This window comes from Paraburkholderia sp. UCT2 (genome assembly GCF_014397665.1).
GTDB lineage: Bacteria > Pseudomonadota > Gammaproteobacteria > Burkholderiales > Burkholderiaceae > Paraburkholderia > Paraburkholderia tuberum.
This window is the reverse complement of record NZ_VZQO01000041.1, coordinates 48,213-71,510: the sequence shown is the minus strand read 5'-3', so window position 1 is coordinate 71,510 and position 23,298 is coordinate 48,213. Positions and strand designations below refer to the sequence as shown.

The window sequence follows — 23,298 nt, the reverse complement described above, 5'->3', positions numbered from 1 at the left end:
GCTCCCCCACGCTCATAGGGGTGAGACCGGGCCATCCTTAACCATAACCCGGTCCGCGTATGACCAAAGCTACCCGGCAACAGCCTTCTTCCCGCCCCCCCCCCGTAGATGCGCTTCAGTATGACCGTCTCGCGCTGGCTGCCTTCCATCTCTGTGAACGGCAGGGACAGCAACTTCAACATCTGATTACGCTTGCGACTTCATTGTTCAGGAATCCTTCTGTAACGCCTGAGGAAAGACACGACCAGCGGAATCTGCTTGAGGTCATGATTCATATCGGCGAGGACTACAGGCGCATGAACAATTGCGATCATGAACTGCTCACGGTTCTGGCGCTCGACGCCAAGGGTATTCCGGACCGTCGTCTTACTCCCCGCGATGCGGCGGACCTGCTGGCCGATGCGGCGCAAAGCGTTCAGGACAGACTTGCGACTCCTGGCACGACCACGACGAAGCACTAACTGGCTCTGTCAGCAATCCAATGAAGGCGGCTTGATGCCGCCTTTTTCAATTGCACGGCGAGAAGCAGACGTTTATTCGTTTTGCATATTGTGTCTGCATATGTTGTCACGCGCGTCCATCAGATAAATCATGTGCCTCCCGACCCGACCCGAACGAAACGCGCGAGGAGATGCTGGCCATGATTGAGCGCATCGCCGAACTTCTGGAGGCGCGCTCGCGGCGACGCCACGCTTCTCTCTACCACACTGCGCTATCACGAGCAGCAGGGCTGACCGTTTCCCGCGCGCGATCGACTCGCATGCGTCGTTCGCCATTAGGTGTTGCTGCACCCGTTTATCACGCATTTCCATCTCGAAAAAGCAAAGGATTCCGATTTAACGATCATTCACAAAATCGTTGGCAATTTCGCACAGGGTGAGTGGAGTGATTGACGGGCAGCGGGTACCGCCCTAGATTTTTTCGGTTGAAGGTTGCTGACGCAACAGTTGTGCCTCGTTTCTTTAACCATACAGGGATGTGTGGATGAATGCAGTCACGAAAAATTTTACCGCCGCGCTCAGCCATCCGAGCGCGCGCCTGACCCAGCACCTCAGGATCTGGATCGGCTCCCAGCCCCATGACCTCGACGTGCTCGATTTCAAGGCCAGCGGCGGCTTCTGCAAGGACTACCGCGTCGACGTCACGGTTACGTCGCCACGGCTGGAGATCGACGGCAAGCAGTATGTGGGCCGTCGCGCGGGCCTGCAGATCGACGAGCAGGCGGCGGTGCCCTCGGTGAGCTACGTGCAGCCCATCAGTCACGACGCCGCCACCTTCAACGGCGTGGTGACGAGCTGGAAGCGCATCCGCACGAGCCGCGACGAGTCGGCTTACCAGATACGCATCGAGCCGCGCTTTGTGGCCCTCTGCAAACGCATCATCAAAAGCGACACATTCAAGGATGTGACGTTGCAGGAGCTGATCACCCAGGCGCTGGTGGACCGCAAGAATTTCGATGCCTTCGATGTCGAATTCCAGATCGAAGGGCTGCAGGAGAAGATGGAGCAGGTGGTGATGCTGGAGGAGTCGCTCTGGAATTTCATCACCCGCCATTGCCGTCGCCTCGGCGTTTTCTGGTTCTACAAGCAGGGACGCGGCAAGGATGGCAAGCTCGACACCATCGTGTTCGCCAACAATCCGCGCGCCTATATCCGCTCGGTCGACGTGCCGCTGCTGGATGCCTCAGGCCTGCACGCGAGCTGGCACGAAGCGGCCCAGGCCGTGCATGAGCAGCGCGCGCTGGTGCCGGCCACCATCGAACTGTGGGAGCGCAACTACTGCACGCCGGACGATCCCCTTCGCGCCACGGCGAATGTCTCCAGCGAGACGGATGACCGCTCGTCGTTCGGGCAGATCAGTCGCAGCGTCGAAGGCCATCTGACGCCAGCGCAGGGCGAAGCATTCGCGCAGACGCGGCGCGATGAGCAGATCGCGCGTCAGGCGACGCTGGCGGGCAGGACCGACGCCAAGGGCATCGCGGCGGGCGTGGTAATGAAGCTCACCAATGCGAAGATGCCGAGCGCCGAATACGGCTTCGTGATCACTTCGTTCAAGATGAAGGGCAGCCGCACCAAGCCGGCCTATACGCGCTTCAAGGCGATGCCGGCGAACCTGACCTACCGGCCGAGGTTTGACTTTGAGCGGGACTGGCGTTTTCTGCCTGGTCCCGCTGTGGGCGTGGTCACGACAAGCGACTCCGCCCCCTACGGCGACATGGACGACCACGGGCGTTATAGCGTGCTGCCGAAGTTCCTGCAGGGCTCGGGCAACACCGACAACAAGCTGCTGAAGCTGCGCCTGCTGCGTCCGTCATCGTCCTACCAGGGCGGCTTCCACTCGCCCCTGCTGCCGGGGACCGAGGTCCTGCTCGACGCCGAAAATCGCGACGTGGACCGCATCTACATAGCGGGGGCCATGCACGACTACGCCCACCCGGACGTGGTGCGCGGAGACCAGTCGCTGTTTAGCTATGCCATCTGGCGTTCCCCGCTGCTCGGTGCGGAGGTGGTGTTCAACGATCTGCAAGGAAAGGAGAGCGCCCGCATAGCGACGGTCTACAGCCAGACGGCCTTCAACCAGGGCTACCTGCTCAACAGCAAAAAGCTCCTGCGGGGTGAAGGGTCCGAAATGACGACCCAGGGCTGGGGCACGATGCGCGCGGCGAAGGGACTGTTCCTCTCGGCGGATGCGGCGGCCGCAGCCGATACGCCGCACCTCGACATGCCCACTGCCGTCGCGCAGCTCAAGGCGGCATTGCAGCGCGTGACGGACCTTGCGGCGGCGACGGCGCAGGCTGGGGCCGACCCTGCCGACCGGGCCACGCAGGCGGCGCTGCTCGATGGGCTGAACCAGTTGCGCGACGCGGGGCTGCTCGCGAGCGCGCCCGGCGGCATGGCATTCGTGACGCCGAAATCGATGCAGCACTCGGCGGGGCAGAACGCGATCGTGACGGCGGGGCAGGACATGGACGTGAGCGTCGTCCAGCGCCTGCGCATGGCGGTGGGCGGCATGATCTCGCTGTGCGCGCACAGGCTCGGCATCAACCTGACTGCAGCAAAGGGCAAGTTCACGGCCTCGGCGCTTACCGACGGGATGGACCTGTTCGCTCAGAAGCAGTTGCGGGTCGCCAGCGAAAGTGCGGACGTGCAGGTGTCGGCGAAGTCGAAGATCACGCTCAACTGCGGCGGGGCCTCGGTTGTCATGGAGGGCGGCAACATCACGTTCCACTGCCCCGGCGCATACACCATCAAGGCCGGCTCGTTCACCTTCGTCGGCCCCGACAACGTGCCGACCCAGTTACCGTCCCTGCCGAAAAGCAGCCTGAAGATTTCCGACCCGTATTCGTCATCCCACTGAAGCCATGATCATCAGCCCTCCCTTCCTTCCCGCGTCGGGCCTGACGGCCAGCGACGCGTCGAAACCGGACCCCATGATGGACCTCGTCGACCCGTTCGAGATCGGCCATCACGGGGTCTGGCCGGTCACCTTCGACCGGCGTTCTCATTGCGGCATCCATCTGAACCCGGGTGAGCAGACGGAACCTGTCCGCGCGATCGCCGATGGGGAAGTGGTCGCGTACCGGGTCTGCAAGAACGGCATTTCGGACGGCACCACCAATTCGACGACCGGGCAACCGGAGCTGAATTCGAATGCCGGTTTCGTCCTGCTCCGGCACAAGACCGACACGGGCGACGGACGCACGATCACGTATTACTCGCTCTACATGCACCTGCTGGACATGATCAACCAGGAGCACATCGTCCCCCAGCCTAACGATCCGCCAGAGACCGGCTCGGCGAATGCGCTGCCCCGATGGCTACTCGATACGGCAGGGGGCAAGGATGGGGTGGTCCAGGCGGGCGGCACGAAGAAGGTGTATCGCAAGGACATGCTTGGCTATGTCGGCCAGCATCAGGGCGTGGCACATCTGCACTTCGAAGTCTTCATGGCGGACGGCGATTTCACGACCTGGTTCGACAAGGTACAGATCGGCGTGAAAAAGCCAACCCAGCCGACCACGGGCGACTATTGGGGGCACAGCTATTTCATCATTTCCGGCCCGCAGGAGTTCTATCCCCAGCCGGCGGGCATGGATGAGAAGTGGTTTCCCAAGGTGCAGGGCGGCTCGCTTGGCGCAGGCGACACGCTCTATGTCGAGGCGTGGTTCAACAAGGGGCAGCGCTTTACGCGGGCGTGGATCGATAACGGCGATAGTGGCAACGTGACGCTGCTCACGCCGGACCCGGTCGCAGACCCCTATGACAGCGGCACCGACAGCCACCACAATCCAAAGCGCTATGAATATGATCTGTATGAGCGTGCAATGGCGCTCTATCCGACGTGCCCGAGCGATGGCTACGAAATGCTTCGGTTTGGACGCATTCTCTCGGACCATCCGACGCTGACGGGGACGGCTTGTGCCACCTGGATCGCAGTGCCGTTCGACGGGAACGGCACGCTGGGCTATGTCAACATCGCGCCGGACGCGATCAAGAAGTTGTCTGACGCGGATTTCCCGTTCTTTACGGGGTGGCAAAAGGTCGATGGCGACAACACGCCGTTCAACGATGCGGGGCGATGTGATTACGCCACGCTTTGCGGGCTGACCGGCATTCAGGATTCACTGCCGTCGGCGCAACCGCTCGAAGCCGACCCAAACAACAACAATGAGGTCAACCTTCAGCTTGCCGGCTACGTGCAGAACACGGACGGCGTGGATGAAAAGCTCCGTGGGATGGTGTTCAAGGCGCGCAGCGAGTGGGATCCGTCCAACAACGACGAACGCTACAAGGACCTGAACGATCCGTACGGCTTCTTTGGCAAGCAGAAGGATACCAACCCCGATGGGTACGCCAAGTTCACCGATTTCCTGAGCAAGTTCCAGTTTCTGGACAAGACGCCGCTCGTCGGGCAGAAACTCTGGTTTTTTCATCCGTTGGCGCTTATCCGGCATTTCAGGAAGTGTGGGTGGCTCTCGGCAGACGAGTTTAGACAACTCCTTCCAAAAGAAGTACTTCGGGAGGGGACACATCACGCTGTTTACTATGAGACAGTGAGCCATACGCAGAGCCGGAGGTATTTTGCAGAGAACAGCCTTATACCGCTTAACTATGCATTAAGAAAATATAATTTGAGCACACCGTCCCGAGCGTCAACTTTTTTTGGGAACTCCGCGGAGGAAACGGGATGGTTTGGTTCCCTCTATGAAAATAATGCCGGTGAGTGGTATCACCCTTGGGATGGTCGGGGCTTTCTTCAACTTACTGGCCCGGAAAACTACATGCACTATTGGGACTTTAGGGGGCGAAAGAGCCAAATATCCGATGCGACGCGAGTTAGACTAAAAGAGAGCTATCGTAACGCGAGTAACAGCCGATCTAACGCTGCACATTATCTGTCTGATTCCGTTAGCGGTGTAACGGCGCAAATGATTGCGTGGCGAGCGCAAGTTTCTGCGAACTCGATGCCTCCTTCGGATGAAGATGTAATCGCGCCATCAGATAGCGCGGGATTCTATTGGATTTTTTCTGGCATGGGTGTTTACGCCGACAAGCAAATTGCCCTCGAACGGCGAGGGGTTGCGGCGACACGCCCACCCGTCCACCACCAACAGAATTCGAGTAATCCGCCAGTTAGCAAAGTTTATTATCATTGTGCCTCATTTAGAGATGCATCGGCGGCGGTCAATCTCCCAGCGGCAGTTGGGCATCCAGAGAGGCCATTCAATGGGTATATCGCGAGATGCGTCGGCTACGCTCAAGCGCTAGCCGTCTTGGGGGATATGTTTTTCCCAGATGCACAAGGTGCAATGACATTGGGATTTCCAGAAGGGCGCGAGCCGAGGAGAAGTTGATGGTCAAATCTAGTGCTGCTTTGAGGGCTGTCTTCGGGATATGTATCTATTTCTCGCTGGGATTTTCGGCGCATGCCGGTCAAGAAATAGTTTATGTCGATATGGGGGGCGGGTGTCATATCGGCATTGAAGATATTTATGAAGGGCATTTCTCAAGCAAGATGCCACTGAAAGCGGGATATTGGACAGACACTCCACCACACAAAACTGATATGGAAAATTTTGGTGTCCCGTTTGAGTGCCAAATTTTGGATGGTTCCACGGTTGATCAAGTTTCCATGCGATTTGGCGCGGTTCCCGATAAAACGGCAGACGAGGGTTGGTCAGTCTATTACGAGTCTGATGAGGATCGCGATAATTTGCACAGTTTGACTAAAGTCTATGCATTGAAGGCGGTAAATGCGAGCGGATTTTATATGGTGCAGGATGATAACGATGGTGATGAAGCTACACGCCAACGTTATTTCTCGTATTGCCTTTTCCACGATCATTCGGCGGTTTGCGGTTCCCAATCTGTTACGCGCCTACAAAACCCGCGGGGTAGTATCTTGCCCGAAATTGTTAATATTTTGAAATCTGTAAGATTTGTCGACAATTGATAATATAGCGGGGTGATGTATGACGGCCAAGATAATCGCAAAAACACTTATTTCAATCGTATTTCAGACCTTTTTTATGACAGCATGGTCGAATGTGCTGGCAGATGAGGCTTCTCCTATGCTTGCCGATCTTGGTATTAATGAGGCATACAACGATTGCAGATTATTTGTATTTGACAATAAAAATGATGGGGTACTCTTTTCTAGTGTGAATCACTTTTCTAACTTGTCAGAAACCTATGGGAATCACGATGTACACGATCAATGCATAGTAGGGCTAAGGTCTAAAGTGTTAATGCCTATGTCGTCAACCGACGCCCATCAGGATGGAGAATTTGTGAATATCATGATTGTGCGCGGAGCTTATCTTTCTCCGAGTTATCTTTGCGAAGGAAAGCCCGACTATGACGAATGCTTAGAAAAGGCTGTACTTAATTACAACGGATTTTACGAGGGATATCAAGGTCGCTGGAAAAGGAGGGTCTATAATTTGGGTGATGCTGGAGGCGAGTTGGAGAAGTCCATGTCGGAAACCATTAATGGAACCATACGAAATTCTGATGGAATTACAGTTGTCAGCGAATGGAAGCGTCCGTATCATTTTCCGGATCAAACGGGAAGTGATTTAATAATTCTTGACGTAATAAGACGCACCCCCTTCGGATACGTCTTCGCCGGCGGAAAATATGGTATTGCTATTCCGGTTGACAAAACGGAAGAATCGCAAATAAAAGCCACCGAACTTATCAATCGAGTGATTGATGTTGTTCAAAGTGTTCGCATGAAAAATGGTGGCTGATGCTGTCTAATAAAATTGCGGCATTCGCAATGCAAGCGGCATTTTTATTTGATCTTAAAGCGCTAGAAAAATGGAACAGAATGTGTTGGTGACGCGATGACATTTCCCATCCGCAAAGGCGACACACTCGAACACGGCGGGGAAGTGACGGGCGGCTCGCCATGGATGAACTTCATGGGCAGGCCGCTTGCCCGCAAGGGCGACGAGGCGATCTGCGCGCAGCACGGTCCGACTGTCATCGACGAAGGCTACGCGAAGTTCCCCGACCGCGACGGCAAGGAGGTTACCTTCCATCATTACCGCTGCGCGTGCGGTTGCCGCCTGATCTCGTCGCTGCAGAACGTCAATATCGCGTAATGCCGGTCGATCTTTCTCCTGCCGGACACTCCAGCGCGTATCCGCCAAGGATGCGCTTCTGGCCATGGGCGGTTACCTGCTTCGTCTGTAACGTGTTCGGCCCCGTGATCGTGCTGCTTGTGTGGCCGAAGGGCGAGTCTGCAAACGGCCTCAAGTTCTGGAGCTGGGTGGTGGGGGCGCCGAACGGGTTGTTCCTGGTCCTGCTTGGGTTTGCCCGCGCGGGCTACGAGGTCCTGTGGTATCGCGCGTACTGGCGCAACCATCATCGTGATCGCTGGCTGGCGGAGAAAATCCGATTCGCGCAGCGCCCGCTGCACGTACTCGAGGCAGGCTACTGTCTGCCGCTCGCGCGCAAATCCCTGGCCGAAGCTCTCGCTGGCAAGCAATCGCTCCTGAAGATGCAGAGCGCCCGCCATGGATCGGGCAAGGTCTCGTGCAACCGCTTCGAGGATCATGATCCGCTGCTGGCCGGGCTGCCCATAGCGGGTGAAGAGGAAAGCGAGGGCGGCGCAGGCGTACTGACGAAGACCGCTCCCGCTGTCCAGATGATCCGTGCTGCGCTTGAGCCGCTGGCCGGAAGTATCCAGGCACTAACCCGATACGAAAAGGCGTACTGGCCGCAGGTGCGCGTGCTGGCCGGGCCGGAGATTGCGGGCCTGCGCGTGGCCCAGGTCCGCGACGCGTTGCGGCTGGCGGCGCTGCCGCCGCTCGAGGTTCAGATTGTCCCGGCATCTGACGGGCTGCTGGTGGCCGATGCCTGGCTCGATGCGCGCGAGTACCGTCCGCTTCTCGCCGTCGCGGCAGCGTGGTACGACGATGCCATCGACGAAGGCTGTGCCGAAGGATGCGCTGCAGTGCTCTTCGGCCCCGGCTACTTCAGGCTCCCCCCGGAGGTCAGCCCGAAAGCGGCGCTGCACCGGCCCGTCCAGGGGATCGACGGTGAGGCCGAGTACGGCTTCGCGAATGCCGCGATCTGGGGCAAGGTCAAAGCCGCAGCAGTGACGCGCGCATGGATCACGCGCCCGGTTGAGCACGGCGACCGGGCTCTGGCTGCTGCCGGTTTTCAGGCCGCTTCGAAGGATGCCGCGCAGTGCCGCCTGGATCGTATTGTTGGCGACGCCGGCGCAGCCAACGGCCTGCTGGCAATCGCCGCTGCCATCGAATCCGGTGCCGCAGGCGGACCGCAACTGGTTGTCGATGGTTTGCAGTCGGCCATCCTCCATGTCTTACCCGCAGATCAAGAAAACGCATCCACGCATGACGATACCCAAAAATAACCTTCAGTACACGGAGCCTGATGCCGCCGCCAGCAAACCGGCTCCGAGCCGCGCAGCGATCTGGGGCATGCCCCTCGCAGCGCTCGTCCTCGCCATCGCCGCACTCCTGCTGGTCTGGTTCGGGAGTGACCGCCTTGGCATCGCGGATGGCGCGCCTCGCACGCGGCTATTGATTGGCATCCCGATCGTGCTGGTCATCATCGTGATCGCCCATCTGTTCGCGGTATCGACAGGCGCATACGGCGGGGCCGCCAGACTGTTCCGCTCTGAAACCGGCGATCACGCACAGACAGCAAAACCGCTCAAGCGCGATGCGCGACTGCAGCGCGTGTATGAGGAGCTACGCATCTCGCACGGCTGGCGCTGGCAACGCCGCCTGCGCTGGCTGCTGGTGAACGGCCCGGACGAACGCATCGATCAGGTGGTGCCCGGTCTCAAGCAGGCGGGCGTCATGCATGTGGAGGACGAAATCATCCTCGTGCATGTGTCGCCGGACGGGATCGAGGCGGCGAAGTGGCTCACACAGATCCGGCAACTGCGCCGCCGCTACCCGGTTGATGGCGTCGTGCATGTCGCACGCGCGGACGATACGGATACCGAACTGCCCCGTGCACTTTCAGGCATCGCCACTGCGCTTGGCTGGGCCGCGCCCGTTACGTTCCTGCACCCGGTCGAGGCGAAGGGTAGCCCGTCGGAACGCTTCGACGCGGTCGGCACCTTCATGCCGAACGATTCGCGCAGGCAGGCACAGGAAGCCGCCGCCAGGTTGCCGGATCTGCTGCACGAGGTCGAGCAGCGGTCTGCGGACGCGGGCGTACACCTTTGCACCCGGAATAACCTCCGGGTGACCTGGCTGATGGAAATCTCGAAGTATGTCGGCGACCATTGTGAGCGCATCGTCGATGGCCTTCGGGGACTGGCTGCATCGAACTGGCTGCGCGCGTCGCTCGCGGGCGTCATGTTCGCGCCGGTTTTTCCGGGGCCGACCGTCGTACCGGTGCCGGCAGCCAACGGCGACGGGACGCCCGGCGAGCCCGCCGACGCGCCACCGGCAGTAACCGTCATGCGCGTGCAGCCCGCCGCGTTGCTGCCGGTGTGGCGCGAGATCGCGGCGGGGGCGCCCAACTACCGGGGCCGGCGCGTCGGCTTCTACTGGCCCAACGCGCTCGCCACGGTCGTTACGGCTGCGGCGATCCTGTGGTGCGTATGGATGACGGTGTCCTTCATCGGCAACCGGCAGTTGATGCGTGAGGCCAGTCAGACAGCGCAGGCCGCTGTCGATGCAAAACCGCAAACCGCCGAGGCCTGGCGAGCCCAGCTCGCGCTCCAGCAGCTGATGGAAAAGCTTGAGTACCGTCGGCAACATGGCGCGCCCTGGTATCTACGCGCGGGCGTTTCTTCGAACGATGCCCTTCTCGCTGCGATGTGGCCGCCATACCGTATCGCCGCGACCCGCAATCTGCAGGCGCCGGTCGTGCAAACCATCACCGACCTGCTGAAGGCTGCGGGCGAAGCGCGGGCCGACGCGCTGCAGTCGCAGGATGCGCGCGGCAGCACCTACAACGCGCTCAAAACGTACCTGATGCTTGGAGACCCCGCTCGCGCCGACGCCGCATTTCTGCGCCGCCCGCTTGTCGCGTTGTGGCGACGCCCGGTCGACATGCCGGAAGGTGAGCGCGACGATACCGGCGGCCGACTCGCCGCGTTTTACGCCGACCACCTGAAGGCCCACCCCGAATGGCGCATCACACCCGACCAGAGCCTCGTGAGCACGACCCGCAACATGCTGGTGACGCAGATGGGCCTCGCATCGGCCGACGACACGGTGTACCAGAGCATCCTCGACGAGGTCAAAGGCAAGTACGCTGACGCATCACTCCAGACGTTGCTCAACGGCGCGGACGCGCGGGGGCTTTTCAGCACGTCGCAGGCGGTGCCTGGCATCTACACGCGCGCGGCGTGGGACGGCATGATCGCGGACGCGATCGACAGGGCCGCAAGCGAGCGACGCGTGAGCGGCGACTGGGTGCTGACCGGCGCGCAACCATCGCAGACCATCGGTAACACCCTCGCACAGGGTGCGATCCGCACCAGCGCCGCAATTGACGAGAAGCGGGCGGCCGAAGAACTGAAGCAGCGACTGACAGCACGCTACTTCGCGGAGTACACCGCCGCCTGGCAGACCATGCTCAACAGTCTCCAGTGGCAACCGGCATCGAACCTGAACGGCGCGATCGATCAACTCACCCGTCTCGCCGACGCGCAGACCTCGCCGCTGATCGCGCTGATGAAGTCGGTGCAGTATCAGGCGCAGGCGGGACGACCCTCGCAGGCGCTGACCGATACGCTGGTCCGCAAGGCACAAAGCCTGATCGGCAACAACGACGACGCGAATGCCCCGACCGTCAATCCGCTGGACAAGTCATTCGGTCCGCTGCTTGCATTGATGGGAGAGAGCGGCGGTGCAGCGACGAACAGCGGAAACGGCAAGGCCGGTGCATCGACGAACGTCGCGCTCAGTGGCGTCAGCCTGTCGCGCTATCTGACGGCGGTCACCACGATGCGACTGAAGCTGCAGCAGATCGCAGGCAGTCCCGACGCACAGGCGATGGCGCGCTCGCTCGCGCAGGCGGTCTTCCAGGGCAAGCTCTCGGAGTTGTCGCAGGCGCGCGATGACGCGGCGCTGACAGCCGCAAGTCTCGGCTCCGCATGGGCAGGCTTTGGCAACGCGGCGTTTGCACAGCCGCTCGAAGCGGCGTGGCAGACCATTTTGCAACCGGCCGCGGCGAGCCTGAACGAAGCATGGCGTGCAAGCGTGGCCGCACCATTCAACGCGACGATGAGCGGCCGCTATCCGTTCTTTGACACGCAGGCCGATGCATCCTTCGCCGAACTCGGCCGCTTCGTCCGTCCCGACACCGGCCTGGTCGCCCGTTTCATCTCGACGCAACTCGCGGGCGTACTCAAGCTCGAAGGCGATCACTGGACACCGAACGAACTGGCACCACAGGCACTCCAGTTCGATCCGAAGTTCCTTGCCGGCCTGCGCCAGCTCTCGACGGTCGGCGCGCAACTCTACATAAAGGGCGATGCAAACGAGCGCTTCGAGATGATGGCCTTGCCGACGCCGGACGTGACGCGCTCGGAACTGTCGGTGGACGGCAAGCAGATCGTCTATTTCAACCAGCAGGAAAGCTGGACGCCGCTCGCGTGGCCCGGCGATGGCCTGAATGGGCACGCGGGTCTGACGTGGCAGACACTCAACGCGGGCCTGAGGCAGGCGTTCGATTCGACGGGCGACTGGGCATTCCTGCGCCTGCTCGCAAAAGCCGATGTGAAGCAGCTGGACAGTACCCGCTACCAGCTCACGTGGAACGACGCAAATGGCGACCCGTTGCGCTACGTGCTGCGCACCCAGGTCGGAGCCGGTCCGCTCGAACTGCTGAAGCTGCGCGGCTTCCAGATGCCCGAAAGGATTTTTGTTGTCGGCAAGGCGGGCGCTGCGCCCATGCTTCCTCCCCTGCCACCGGAATTGCAACCATGACCGCACCCTGGAAGAAAAGCCCGACTGAGCACGAGAATCCGTTCCTCAGGTACTACGACGAAGAGATGCGCTACCTGCGCGAGGCAGGCCGCGAGTTTGCGCAGGCGCAGCCTGACGCCGCGCGTCGCATGGGGATGCTCTACGGCGAACCTGAAGGGGCTGTGCGCGCGGTGAACGAAGCCTTTGCATTTCTCTCGGCGCGGCTACGCATGAAGCTCGACGACGGGATGCCCGAGGTGACCGACGCGCTGCTCGATAACCTCTATGAGCACGCGGCGCGCGCTATTCCGTCGCTTTCGATCATCGAATGCACGCCGCTGAACCGAACGGGCGCAACTGCGGTGCCGATCCCCGCCGGAGCCGTCGTACGCTCAACGCCCGTCGGTCCCGATAAGGTTCAGTGCGTGTACCGGACGACGCAGCCCGTCGAGCTGTTACCGCTCTCGGTAGAGGATGCGGTCGTCGCCGTACGTGCCGACGGGCGTACGGTGATCCGCCTGACGTTTGGTCTCTGGCTCGGGGAGCAGCGCGAGCGCATGGACCTGTCGCGTATCCGCCTGTACCTGCATGGCGACCGGCCCGCTGCGGCTACGCTATACGCGGCGCTGACGCGGCAGGTTGCGTCAATCGGGCTGAGTCTGCCGTCAGTACGGGACGGCGCCTTGCAGCCGCTGGACGGGGTGCATTTCGAGGCGGCAGGCTTCGGCCCGTCGACGCGGCTATGGCCAGTCACAGACGCGAAGCGCGACGGGCAACTGGACCGCGAGCAGACGATGCTGGAGTATTTTGTGTTCCCGCAAAAGTTTCACTTCGTCGACCTGTGCGGGTTCGATGCTGCGGCGCTGCCGGCGGGTGAAGCGCAGATGACCTTCGAGATTGAACTCGATGCCCGGATGCCTGGCGACTATCCCGTCAGCCGCGAGAATTTCCGCCTGTTCTGCACGCCTGTCATCAACCTGTTCAAGGTCGATGCGTTGCCGTTGGAACCTGTCGGCTGGCACGACAGGGAGCACTGCATCCGCGTACAGCCTGGCATCGCCTCTCATGTCGAGCCGTACGATGTACTCGCGGTGATCGCCGCCGACCCGGAGGACAGCGCACGGCACGACTACCGGGCGTTTACGAGTTTCCGGCATCGTGGCTGGGCGTTGCGTCACGAAAAGCCTGAGCGCTACTTCCATACGTCGACGCGTTTCGGTCCGCTTGGGCGGGAACTCTGGGTCACGCTGGCGGGGCAGCTATGGGCCGGAACGTACCGGCACGCAGAGAACGACGAGGACCGTCCCGATCCGGACCGCTACCTGACGGTACGCGCGCTCGCCAATAACGGGCGTCTCCCGCGCATGGCGCTGGCCGAGGCGACGATCACTGAAACCGTATCGGACTTCACCGGGATTGCATCGGTGCGCAACCTCACGGCACCGTCCATGCCGCTCTATCCGCCGCGCTATTACCCGGGCTACGACTGGCGCGTATTGGGGCACTTTACGGCGGGTGGCGCGAACGAACTGAACCGGATCCATATGGAGGGCGCACCGGCGCTGCGTGAGACGCTGGAACTCTACGACTGGACGCCAGACGACGGGGTCTCGCGTCGTATCGACGCGATCAGGGACGTACGTTTCTCCGAGAAGCAGAAGGTGGAGCGGGCATACGTACAACGTATTGCGTGCGCATATGTCGAACTCGATCCGACCGCGTTCGACGGGCCGGGCGATGCTGCGCTATTCGGCGAAGTGCTCAATCACTTTCTGGGGCGCTACGCGAGCCTTCATGTTTCCATGCAACTGGTACTGAGCATCGGTGGCAAGGAGACCGTCTATCCTCGCATCGACTTCGAGGGAGCACCTATGTGATGAGTGTCTGGATTTTGCGGGGTGCGCTCGGCGTGGGCCTCGCGCTGGCCGTCTCGGCGTGCGGGACCTGGCAGTCGGTGAAGGACGGCACCGTGGATGTCACACGCGCGGTGTTCGAGACGAAAGTCAAACAGATGAACCTGGTGGTGACGGCACGCGGCGCACTGAACGAGGATGCACGCGGCGCGTCGCTTCCGGTTGTGCTGCGCATTTACCAGTTGAAGGACGACAGGCCTTTCGCAACAGCGACCTACGCGCAACTGCTCGCGGGCAACGAGGCGCTGAAGGCTGCGACGCTCTGGAGCCGGAACGTCACGCTGGGGCCGGGGCAGACGCTGAAGATCTCGGAGCCGATCGGCGACGCAGCGAACTACGTGGGCGTGGCGGCGTTCTTTCACGATACGGCCAACACCGAATGGTCGGTGCTCGTGCCGAAATCACAGTGGAAGAAGACCGATCCAGTGAGGCTGCTGGCAGTGGACCGCACACTGCAAATTGACGCGGAGCATCGATGAGGCTTCTGTACAGCTGGATGGTGGCCGTTACCGGGTAGTCAGTTGCATGTGTAGAAGGTAGGACTTGGTTCGACAGACGATGTGAGGTCGTCGATCTCAGTGCGGCCGCTTTCGGTCACTCAACCTCACTCCCTATATAGTTGTAGTGAAGCGGCGAATGTTTTTTTTGACTTTGTGAGAAATTCGGGGGAAGTATGCGTGACGAGTTGATGACCGAAGCGTTGTGTTGGGAACTCGAAAAGATGATCACGGTAGAGTACGCACGTGCAGTAAGGGCTACCGAGGAATGGGTTTTCTACTGTCCGCACGAGATCTGCCTAACGAACGTTCACACCCGAACGTGGAAAAATACATATTTCGCCGCTCGCCCCAGACACGTCAGCGGATGTCCGGATGAGGCGCCTTCGTCAGAGTCCTCCATAATTCCCGGTGCACCGAAGTGCAAACCTGTGCAAGTCAGGGAGAAGCCAATACCCAACCTGCTGGGGCCACAGCCTGCGCTAAAGCAAAAGTCCCGCGCCCCAACAAAAGAAGAACTCTTGCAGCTGTCCCGGGCGGTGCGACATATTCCAGCGCTATACCCGGGCACGCTGGAAGAAGTTGTTGACGCCTGGATCCGGATTGCGCCAAAAGAACGAGACCAACGAGCACTGACAATTGGCAATCAGGAACTGACCTACAAGAGTGCCTTTAGATTCCTTGGTGGGGCTTCTGACGACGTAAACTCGCTTGATCCCTACCGACAGATCATTTTCGGCGCCGCGACTGTAGAGAGATGGAAGCAGTGGATTCTAGTGAAAAGCAGAAAGAAGTTCTCGGCCGGAGAGGCAACGGTGCCTCTGCGTCTGGCAGTGAAGCAAGACGAGGCGCCGTGCTGGCTCCCAGAACTTGTCGATCGGCCGGCGACACTCTTCTGGCATGGCGTGATACCCGAGTTGGGCGCTAAGAAGGATGCGTACCGGTTTGCGGTCGATTTCGACTTGCTTCATGCAGGGTTCACCGTTCGGGCCGAGCATTTGATGCCGTGACGCCCCACCTCGCCAATCAAGGCGATCGGAAGTGGTTCCGATATAAGGTGGGCTAAGGCTTGGAGTCCAGAAAAATAGGGGAAATTCTTGCCGATGCAGAATCTCCCCACTTTTCACACCTACTCGGGCCGGTTCTTTTCGCGGGCCGCTTTCAGGATGCGAACCGTCGCCGTCAGAGTCTCCCGATCCGGCACAGATCAAGCAACACGTCGCGCCATGCGTCCTTCGATTCGTGATAGCCGTCGGCGATCGCCACGCGCTCCTTCGTTCCATCCGGCTTCACGCCGATGATGACCAGCAGGCACTGGCCGTCAGAATCGTCAGTGCGCAGTCCGGTATGAATGCCGTCGGCCCACCAGTAGAACCAGCGCGCGCCTGACAGGTCACGCCGGTTCCATAGCAGGTGCTCCTCGGCCCATTGCGCCTTCAGGCGGCTGACCACGTTCGGTGAAAGCCCTTTAGCCTGTTCACCCAGGAGCACGCTGAGCGCCTCACTCATGTTGCCGGTCGATACACCGCGCAGATAGAGCCACGGCAATGCCGCCGACACACGTGGTGACTTGCGGACGTATGGCGGCACAATGTTCGAATTGAACTTCACTCCCGAGCCTGAGCGGTCGCGTACCTTCGGTACCTTGACCGGAACCGGACCGATCGCCGTGACGACCTCACGCGCCGGCAGATAGCCCGGCGCGCCGGCCGTCGAGCGTCTTCACGTTCCCGTACTGTTCGAGCAATGTCGCCAATTCTGCCTCGATCGCTTGCTGGATGATCTGTCGCGCGCCTTGCTGGATCAGCTCATCAAGGCTGCCGACGCCTGCTGCTGCTTTACCGTCGTTCGTTTCTTCCGTAAGCTTCTTCATGGTGGTGGATTCCGGTTCGCTGGTTCGTTACTCTCGACAAGCAACATTCTCAGCTAACCGCCACCGCCTTCTCAAATCCCCGCCTCATCCCCATACACCATGCATGGACGCCCCCGGCTTGCCAAGCTCTCGTTTGTAACGGAGGGCAGGTAATGATTGCGGCCATGCATCCGGACTTCGCTGTCCGGCGCGAGGCCGGCGGTCCCTGATGGAATGCGCTGGCCGGACTCTCATCACTCTTTCGCGTGCTCTTGCGCACACTGGTGTACCCAGAGTTTCCCGGCCACGGTCTAACCTGTCTCGCCATCACGTCATGATCGCCTGAGCAATCGGCTGTAGTCTCCTGCTGGTAGTTACGCGGCAAGCATGCGGCTGACAGTTACGCAGTCGCTGCAGGCGCATGGTAATCAGGGTGAAACTCGCGGCCGTGGACCAATAGCGCCCAGACGATCCGCGCGTTCTTGTTCGCGAGCGCGACGGCGGCGACGTTCGCGTTTCGCCGCTGCAGCAGGCTAGTCAGCCAGCCGCTCTTGCATTCCTTGCGTTTGGCAACCTGCAGAAGGGAGCGCGCGCCGTGGATCAGCAATGTTCGCAGGTAGGTATCACCGCGCTTGCTGATTCCCAGCAGCACGTTCTTGCCACCGCTGGAGTTCTGCCGGGGTACCAGACCGAGCCACGCTGCAAGTTGCCGGCCGCTCCTGAAGCTCTTTGCGTCGCCGACAGATGCGACGAGCGCGCTCGCGGTAAGTGGCCCGATGCCGGGGACGCGCGCGAGCCGTCGACTCGTTTCGTCACTGCGGTGCCAGGCCTGAATCTGCGCCTCGAACTCCCGGACCTGCCTGTCAAGCTCCTTCAGATGGTCCATGAGGCGCTGGATGAGCAATCGAAACGAGCCAGTGAGTTCGTTCTCTGCATCTTCGATCAGTTCGGGTACCTGACGCCCGAGATGCCCGATTCCCTTGGGAACAACGATCCCGAATTCGGCGAGCAGGCCGCGGATCTGGTTGGCCTGCGCGGTGCGGGCGCGCACAAAACCCTGGCGTACGCGATGCAACGACAGCACCGATTGCTGCTCGATGCTCTTGACCGGCACGAAACGCATGTTCGGCCGCGCGACTGCCTCGCAGATTGCCTCGGCATCCGCCGCGTCATTCTTGTTCGTCTTGACGTACGGTTTGACAAACTGCGGTGCAATCAGTCGGACCGTATGGCCCATGGCCTGCAGCTTGCGGGCCCAATAGTGCGCGCTGGCGCACGCTTCCATCCCGATCACGCAGGCCGGGAGGTTGGCGAAGAACTCCGCAACGTGATTCCGCTTGAGCACTTTCTTCAGCACCGTTCGACCATGCTCATTTACACCATGGACGGCAAAAACGTTCTTCGCCAGATCGATGCCAACTGTCGTAATCTTCATGATGGGCGCTCCCCTCGGTCAGGTGGTTGCTTCGACACATCCACTTTGGCACATTGATGCCGCTTCGGGTGGGGGCGTCCATCCCATTACTTCTGACGATAACTCATCAGACTGATTGCGTGACAACTGATGTAACAAACGAATGTTGAGGTGCCGCGATGCAGTACGACTACGGAACATTTCACATCGATTGCCGGGCGCACCGCGCTAACGATGGTCGTTACGTTGCGAGAGCCAGAATCAGTCGCGGACCGGGCGACGCGGAAGACCGCGTCGAAACGCATGATTCAGGTGATATCGATTCGTTCGCCGACGAGGCCGATGCCATATCTTGCGCGAAAGCGTGGGCTATCAAATGGTGCGACGAAAACTGGGACTGAGCCGCGCACGGCGGTTCCGCATACTTGACGATGGAGACCGACATGGCTGAGCGGCGAGAGCAGCTTGACGAGTACAACGGCTTCGTCGTGCTGGCCAAACCAGCCTGAACGCATCGAGTTTCTCAGGAAATGCACGACGCTGGATTTCTGAAGAGGTGAGCCGGACGAGCGCCCGGGCCGCGCCAGATCGAGTCAACGGGGAATGCGCATCCACGCCACCGACTCGAGCTGATTGGGGGAACTATCTTCCTGGAGGCTGACAGACTTGTACGAGCGCTTACACCGCTCACGTCTATGAGTTCCGTCACTCGGAATCAATTGGGGAGGAAAATCGATGAAAAAGTGGCTCGACCTGAACGTGTTTCTGGGTATCCCTGCCAGCGAGTGGGCCTATGCGGCGATCGCGACCATCGTCAGCTACCTGGCGTTGATCTATCTGCTGAAGTTCGCCATCACGCGCCTTTCGATGCTGTCCCAACGAACGTCAACCCGTCTCGACGATATGCTGGTTCAGGTCATTGAAGGCACGCACCTGCTTACGCTACTCGCGGCAGCAGCGCTGGTCGGCACGAAGTTTCTGACATTGCCGGACAGGTGGGACGCCCGTCTTGGCCATCTCTGGTTTCTCATCATCGGTTTTCAGCTGGCCCTGTGGATAAACCGTGGCGTGACGCTATGGACCGAGAGGCGGCTGCAAGCGACAGAGACGCTCGCCCACAATCCGGTCATCACGACCATGCTGTCGTGGACGTTGCGGGCGCTGCTGTGGTCCGTTCTTATGCTGGCGGTGCTCGCCAACATGGGCGTGAACATCACCGCGTTTGTCGCGAGCCTGGGTGTGGGTGGTGTTGCCGTCGCACTCGCGGTACAAAGCATTCTGAGTGATCTTTTCGCATCGCTGGCCATCGGACTCGACAAGCCATTCGAGATTGGCGACTTCATCGTCTTCGGTGAGATTGCCGGGAGCATCGAGCACATCGGACTCAAGACCACGCGCATCCGGAGTCTGAGTGGAGAACAGATCGTTTGCAGCAATACCGAACTGCTGAAAAACACGATTCACAACTACAAGCGAATGGCCGAGCGGCGCATTCTGTTCAATTTCAGGGTGACATACGATGCGAGTCCCGAGCAATTGCGCGCCGTTCCTGCCATGGTACAGAAGGCAGTCGAATCCGCCGGAAAGACCCGCTTTGATCGTGCGCATTTCAAGGGGTTCGGCGACAGCTCGCTCGATTTCGAAGTCGTGTATTACGTCACCGATCCCGCCTACAACCTGTACATGGACATACAGCAGGAAATCAATCTCGAGTTGATGACGCAATTGGGTAGACGGGGTATTGAATTCGCTTTCCCGACGCGCACGCTCCACGTCGTGAACAAGCAACAGGCGCAGGACGGTGCAAAGAGGTCATCGTTCGCACCGCACGCGGAATTGGCTACTCGAGAGGCACAATAAACGCTTCCGAATACCGCCCGGGCCGTTCCTGAGCGTGTTCGGGTTAATGCCTGGGACAGGATTTCAGGCGCCTGGCTGCCCCACGCGTCTGCCGGATGACCTGTTTGGCAACCGCGCATACTCCCGTTTCCCAAGGCACGGCTGGAGTCCGGATGCAGAAAATTCGACATAGATTTCCCGTGCGAATCCGATCACATGATCCAGCGCCGCTGGTCCGCTCAATCCAGCCCAGAACCTTCATCCCCCACCACGCCGCATGCTCGACATCATTGCCATCTGTCTGGTCGTCACAGCGCTACTGGCGTATGTGAATCACCGCTTTCTGAGGCTTCCGACGACGATCGGCGTCATGGTAACGGCGCTCGGACTCTCCCTTGCGATCGTTGGACTGGACAAGCTTGGCGTCGCGCACGGTCTGCGCGTTGCAGAAGAGCATCTCGTCAACTCGATCAATTTCAGTGAGGTGCTTCTGCAAGGCATGCTGTCGCTTTTGCTGTTCGCCGGCGCGATGCATGTGGATTTACGCAAGCTGAAGGCTTTCCGGACCCAGATCATCAGTCTGGCTGTGCTGAGTACGGCGACCTCCACGCTGCTGATCGGATTCGCGATGTGGAAACTGCTCCCCCTTTGCGGAGTCGAACTCGCGCTGCCCTTCTGCCTGCTGTTCGGCGCCCTGATTTCGCCGACGGACCCCGTCGCGGTGATCGGCATCCTGAAGTCCGCAGGGGCGCCCGAAGGCCTGAAGGTCGTCATTACTGGAGAGTCGCTCTTCAACGACGGCGTCGGGGTCGTGCTTTTCTCTCTGCTGCTCACGATGGCCAGCACGGGCGTCACTCCATCCGTCCAGACGGGGTTGGCTGCATTTATCCTGGAAGCCGGCGGCGGCCTGCTATTCGGCGGGGTCGTAGGCTATCTGACATATCGGCTGCTCAAAAGCGTCGACCATTACCAGGTCGAAGTCCTGATGACGCTCGCATCGGTGATCGGCGGCTACGCGCTCGCTAATCATCTGCATGTCTCCGGGCCACTCGCCATGGTGGTTGCGGGCGTGATGATCGGCAACCGCGGCCGCGCCGACGCGATGTCCGAGACGACCCGGCGATACGTGGACATGTTCTGGGAGTTGATCGATGAGATTCTGAATGCCGTTCTTTTTGTATTGATCGGCATGGAGGTTCTGCTCGTCGAGTTCCCCGGCAGGATACTACTCGCTGGCGCCGGTGCGGCACTGGTCGCACTGCTCGCGCGACTGGTGTCGGTGGGACTGCCTGTCATGCTTCTTGGGCGGGCGTCCCGGCTACCGAAAGGAGCGTGGAGCGTGCTTACATGGGGCGGCCTGCGCGGTGGCATTTCCGTTGCACTGGCACTATCGATTCAGCCTGGACCGGGGCGCGACATCGTCCTCGCGTTGACGTACTGTGTGGTCGTTTCGTCGATCCTGGGTCAGGGGCTCACGGTTGGCTGGATTATCCGTCGGGCAGCAGGCGTCAAGGAAGAATGAAAACGGTCCGTATGCGGTGGCCAGTTACGACAAAAGGATTGCCAGGCGTCGACCGCTAACGACAGCGCGTGAGACGCGATCTCGAGCATATCGTCTATGTGACCGGCCCTGGCTTGTCCTGCACAAATTGTGCGCCAGGATCATCAGGCGTCACGCCCAGAAGATTCATGGTCTTCGCCGCGATATCCGAGAAGGCAGGTCCTGCGACTGCGCCGCCGAAATGCGAGCCCACGTGGGGCCGGTCGATCGACACCGCGATGATCACCCTCGGATGTTGTGCCGGGACAATCCCAACGAACGACGCCCGATACTGACTGCGGTCGTAGCCGCGCGCGGTCCAACGATATGCGGTTCCGGTCTTGCCTGCGGCCGTATAGCCCGGTACGGCTGCCTGTGGTGCTGTACCGTCCTCGGACACCACGGACTCAAGCATGGTGAGCACTTCCGCCGCGACGCGTGGCGAGTAAATGCGTCGACCATGCGCCGGCATACCATGTCGCGGATGAATCGTAGCGGGTACAAACAGACCTTCATTGCCGAACACCGTGTACATTTGCGCCAGTTGCAGCAACGACGCGGACAGACCGTAGCCGTACGACATCGTTGCCTGCTCGATCCGCCGCCAGTTCTGGTAAGGACGCAGCGTGCCGGTTGCCGCGCCCGGCAACCCCGCGCGCGGCGCCCGACCCAGCCCGACAGCATGGAAGTTGTTCCACATGTCGTGTGGCTTCATCAGCAGCGCGATTTTTGTCGTGCCCACGTTGCTTGACTTCTGCAGGACGCCGCTAACCGTCAAAGTGCCGAAGTCCTTGTCGTCGTGAATCACGGCCCCGTCGAGTCGCAGCCTTCCACCGTTGGTCGGTACCACGGAGCGAGGCGATACCTCATTGCGTTGCAACGCCAGTGCGATCGTCAGGGGCTTCATGACCGAGCCCGGCTCGAACACATCGGTGACAGCGTGGTTGCGGACAGCATCGCCCGCTCTGCCGCGGCGGGTATTCGGATCGAAACTCGGCCAGTTTGCCATTGCGAGAATCTCGCCAGTATGTGCATCCAGAACGATCGCCGAGCCTGAGTGAGCATCGGTGCGCTCAACGGCGTCACCCAGCGCCTTGAACGTCGCATACTGGATCGGCTGATCAATGGTGAGCTGCACGTCCTCGCCAGCAACGGGTGGTTGCAACGCAAGTGTTTCGATGACCTGCCCTCTGGCGTTTCGCAGCACGCGGCGACTTCCATTGCGACCGGTCAGTAGGCGATTATCGACTTTTTCAATGCCCTCCAGACCATTACCGTCGACGCCAGCGAAACCGGTGACATGCGCCACAATGCTGCCTTCCGGATAGTAGCGACGGTAATCTGGTTGGGCATAAACGCCCGGCACATCGAGAAGCATCGCCCGCTGCGCAACATCCAGGGGCACCTGCCGCTTGAGGTAGACAAATGATTTGTGGGACGCCGCCATTGCGCCGATCCGGTCCGCGTCAATGTCGAGCAACTTACCCAGTGCAGATGCCTGGTCGGACGAAACCGTGTCCGCACCGTCCGCATCCAGCCATAACGTGCGCGTCGGAAGGCTGACCGCCAGCGCTCTCCCGTCGCGGTCGAGAATGCGTCCACGCGTCGCATGAATGCTGAACTCGCGCACCTGTCGAAGTTCCCCCTGCTTCTGATAAAACCTATCGTTGATCCCCTGCACCCACGCCGCTCGCGCAGCGAGGACGAGAAACCCCAATGAGAAAGCCGCTCCCAGCGCGTGCGAACGCCAACGCGGCAGCACATGTGGTCTAGTCGAAATTGGCGAAAAATTGATGGACCTGGAGCGGAAACGCATTGAGTGATTTCAGAGGAG

16 protein-coding genes and 1 pseudogene are annotated in these 23,298 nt (G+C 60.3%); 14 read left to right on the top strand and 3 right to left on the bottom strand.

From position 1 onward, the window contains the following. Positions 1-59: 59 nt before the first annotated feature. The 11 genes from F6X39_RS27455 (at position 60) to F6X39_RS27405 (ending at position 15,829) form a co-directional block, all read left to right on the top strand. Positions 60-461, top strand: coding sequence for a hypothetical protein (locus tag F6X39_RS27455; protein ID WP_187618889.1), 402 nt, complete (start codon positions 60-62; stop codon positions 459-461). 523 nt (positions 462-984) lie between these two features. After that, positions 985-3,357 carry a DUF2345 domain-containing protein gene (locus F6X39_RS27450; RefSeq protein WP_187618888.1) on the top strand — a complete coding sequence of 791 codons (2,373 nt, stop codon included), beginning with the start codon at positions 985-987 and terminating at the stop codon, positions 3,355-3,357. 4 nt (positions 3,358-3,361) lie between these two features. Next, on the top strand, positions 3,362-5,854 hold the full coding sequence (locus F6X39_RS27445; protein WP_262414833.1) for a M23 family metallopeptidase: 2,493 nt from the start codon (positions 3,362-3,364) through the stop codon (positions 5,852-5,854). Further along, positions 5,854-6,453 (top strand): hypothetical protein, encoded by a 600-nt coding sequence (locus tag F6X39_RS27440; protein WP_187618887.1) that lies wholly within the window; start codon positions 5,854-5,856, stop codon positions 6,451-6,453. The genes F6X39_RS27445 and F6X39_RS27440 overlap by 1 nt, the downstream gene beginning before the upstream one ends. A 19-nt stretch (positions 6,454-6,472) precedes the next feature. After that, the gene (locus F6X39_RS27435; protein ID WP_187618886.1) at positions 6,473-7,252 is read left to right on the top strand and encodes a hypothetical protein; all 780 of its coding nucleotides are present in this window, start codon (positions 6,473-6,475) and stop codon (positions 7,250-7,252) included. 96 nt (positions 7,253-7,348) lie between these two features. Then, positions 7,349-7,609 (top strand): PAAR domain-containing protein, encoded by a 261-nt coding sequence (locus tag F6X39_RS27430; RefSeq protein ID WP_187618885.1) that lies wholly within the window; start codon positions 7,349-7,351, stop codon positions 7,607-7,609. A gap of 104 nt (positions 7,610-7,713) precedes the next feature. Next, entirely contained in the window at positions 7,714-8,886 is a 1,173-nt protein-coding gene (locus F6X39_RS27425; RefSeq protein ID WP_316251731.1) for a hypothetical protein, read from the top strand. Then, positions 8,867-12,430 carry an ImcF-related family protein gene (locus F6X39_RS27420; protein WP_187618884.1) on the top strand — a complete coding sequence of 1,188 codons (3,564 nt, stop codon included), beginning with the start codon at positions 8,867-8,869 and terminating at the stop codon, positions 12,428-12,430. Before F6X39_RS27425 ends, F6X39_RS27420 begins: the two co-directional genes overlap by 20 nt. Further along, a complete protein-coding gene (tssF, locus tag F6X39_RS27415; protein ID WP_187618883.1) occupies positions 12,427-14,286 on the top strand; it encodes a type VI secretion system baseplate subunit TssF in 1,860 nt (619 codons plus the stop codon). The genes F6X39_RS27420 and tssF overlap by 4 nt, the downstream gene beginning before the upstream one ends. Continuing rightward, positions 14,286-14,801, top strand: a complete 516-nt coding sequence (gene tssJ, locus F6X39_RS27410; RefSeq protein ID WP_187618882.1) for a type VI secretion system lipoprotein TssJ — start codon at positions 14,286-14,288, stop codon at positions 14,799-14,801. Before tssF ends, tssJ begins: the two co-directional genes overlap by 1 nt. 449 nt (positions 14,802-15,250) lie before the next feature. Continuing rightward, entirely contained in the window at positions 15,251-15,829 is a 579-nt protein-coding gene (locus F6X39_RS27405; protein WP_187618881.1) for a hypothetical protein, read from the top strand. A gap of 193 nt (positions 15,830-16,022) precedes the next feature. Here the strand turns inward: F6X39_RS27405 and F6X39_RS27400 are convergent. Both F6X39_RS27400 and F6X39_RS27395 read right to left on the bottom strand, forming a co-directional pair. Beyond that, positions 16,023-16,692: pseudogene (locus F6X39_RS27400) on the bottom strand (transposase); the annotation flags it as partial. Between the two features lie 379 nt (positions 16,693-17,071). Further along, positions 17,072-18,106 (bottom strand): IS110 family transposase, encoded by a 1,035-nt coding sequence (locus tag F6X39_RS27395; RefSeq protein WP_187618880.1) that lies wholly within the window; start codon positions 18,104-18,106, stop codon positions 17,072-17,074. A 158-nt stretch (positions 18,107-18,264) separates the two neighbouring features. Between F6X39_RS27395 and F6X39_RS27390 the strand changes: the two genes are divergently transcribed. The 3 genes from F6X39_RS27390 (at position 18,265) to F6X39_RS27380 (ending at position 21,446) form a co-directional block, all read left to right on the top strand. After that, positions 18,265-18,486, top strand: a complete 222-nt coding sequence (locus F6X39_RS27390; protein WP_184039803.1) for a hypothetical protein — start codon at positions 18,265-18,267, stop codon at positions 18,484-18,486. Positions 18,487-18,820: 334 nt separating this feature from the next. Next, positions 18,821-19,945 (top strand): mechanosensitive ion channel family protein, encoded by a 1,125-nt coding sequence (locus F6X39_RS27385; protein ID WP_187618879.1) that lies wholly within the window; start codon positions 18,821-18,823, stop codon positions 19,943-19,945. Positions 19,946-20,201: 256 nt separating this feature from the next. Beyond that, complete coding sequence (locus tag F6X39_RS27380; protein ID WP_187618878.1) at positions 20,202-21,446, top strand: cation:proton antiporter; 1,245 nt, start codon at positions 20,202-20,204, stop codon at positions 21,444-21,446. A 94-nt stretch (positions 21,447-21,540) separates the two neighbouring features. On the opposite strand, the gene F6X39_RS27375 is transcribed toward F6X39_RS27380, so the two are convergent. Continuing rightward, the gene (locus F6X39_RS27375) at positions 21,541-23,145 is read right to left on the bottom strand and encodes a penicillin-binding protein 2 (RefSeq protein ID WP_316251730.1); all 1,605 of its coding nucleotides are present in this window, start codon (positions 23,143-23,145) and stop codon (positions 21,541-21,543) included. Positions 23,146-23,298: the final 153 nt, after the last annotated feature.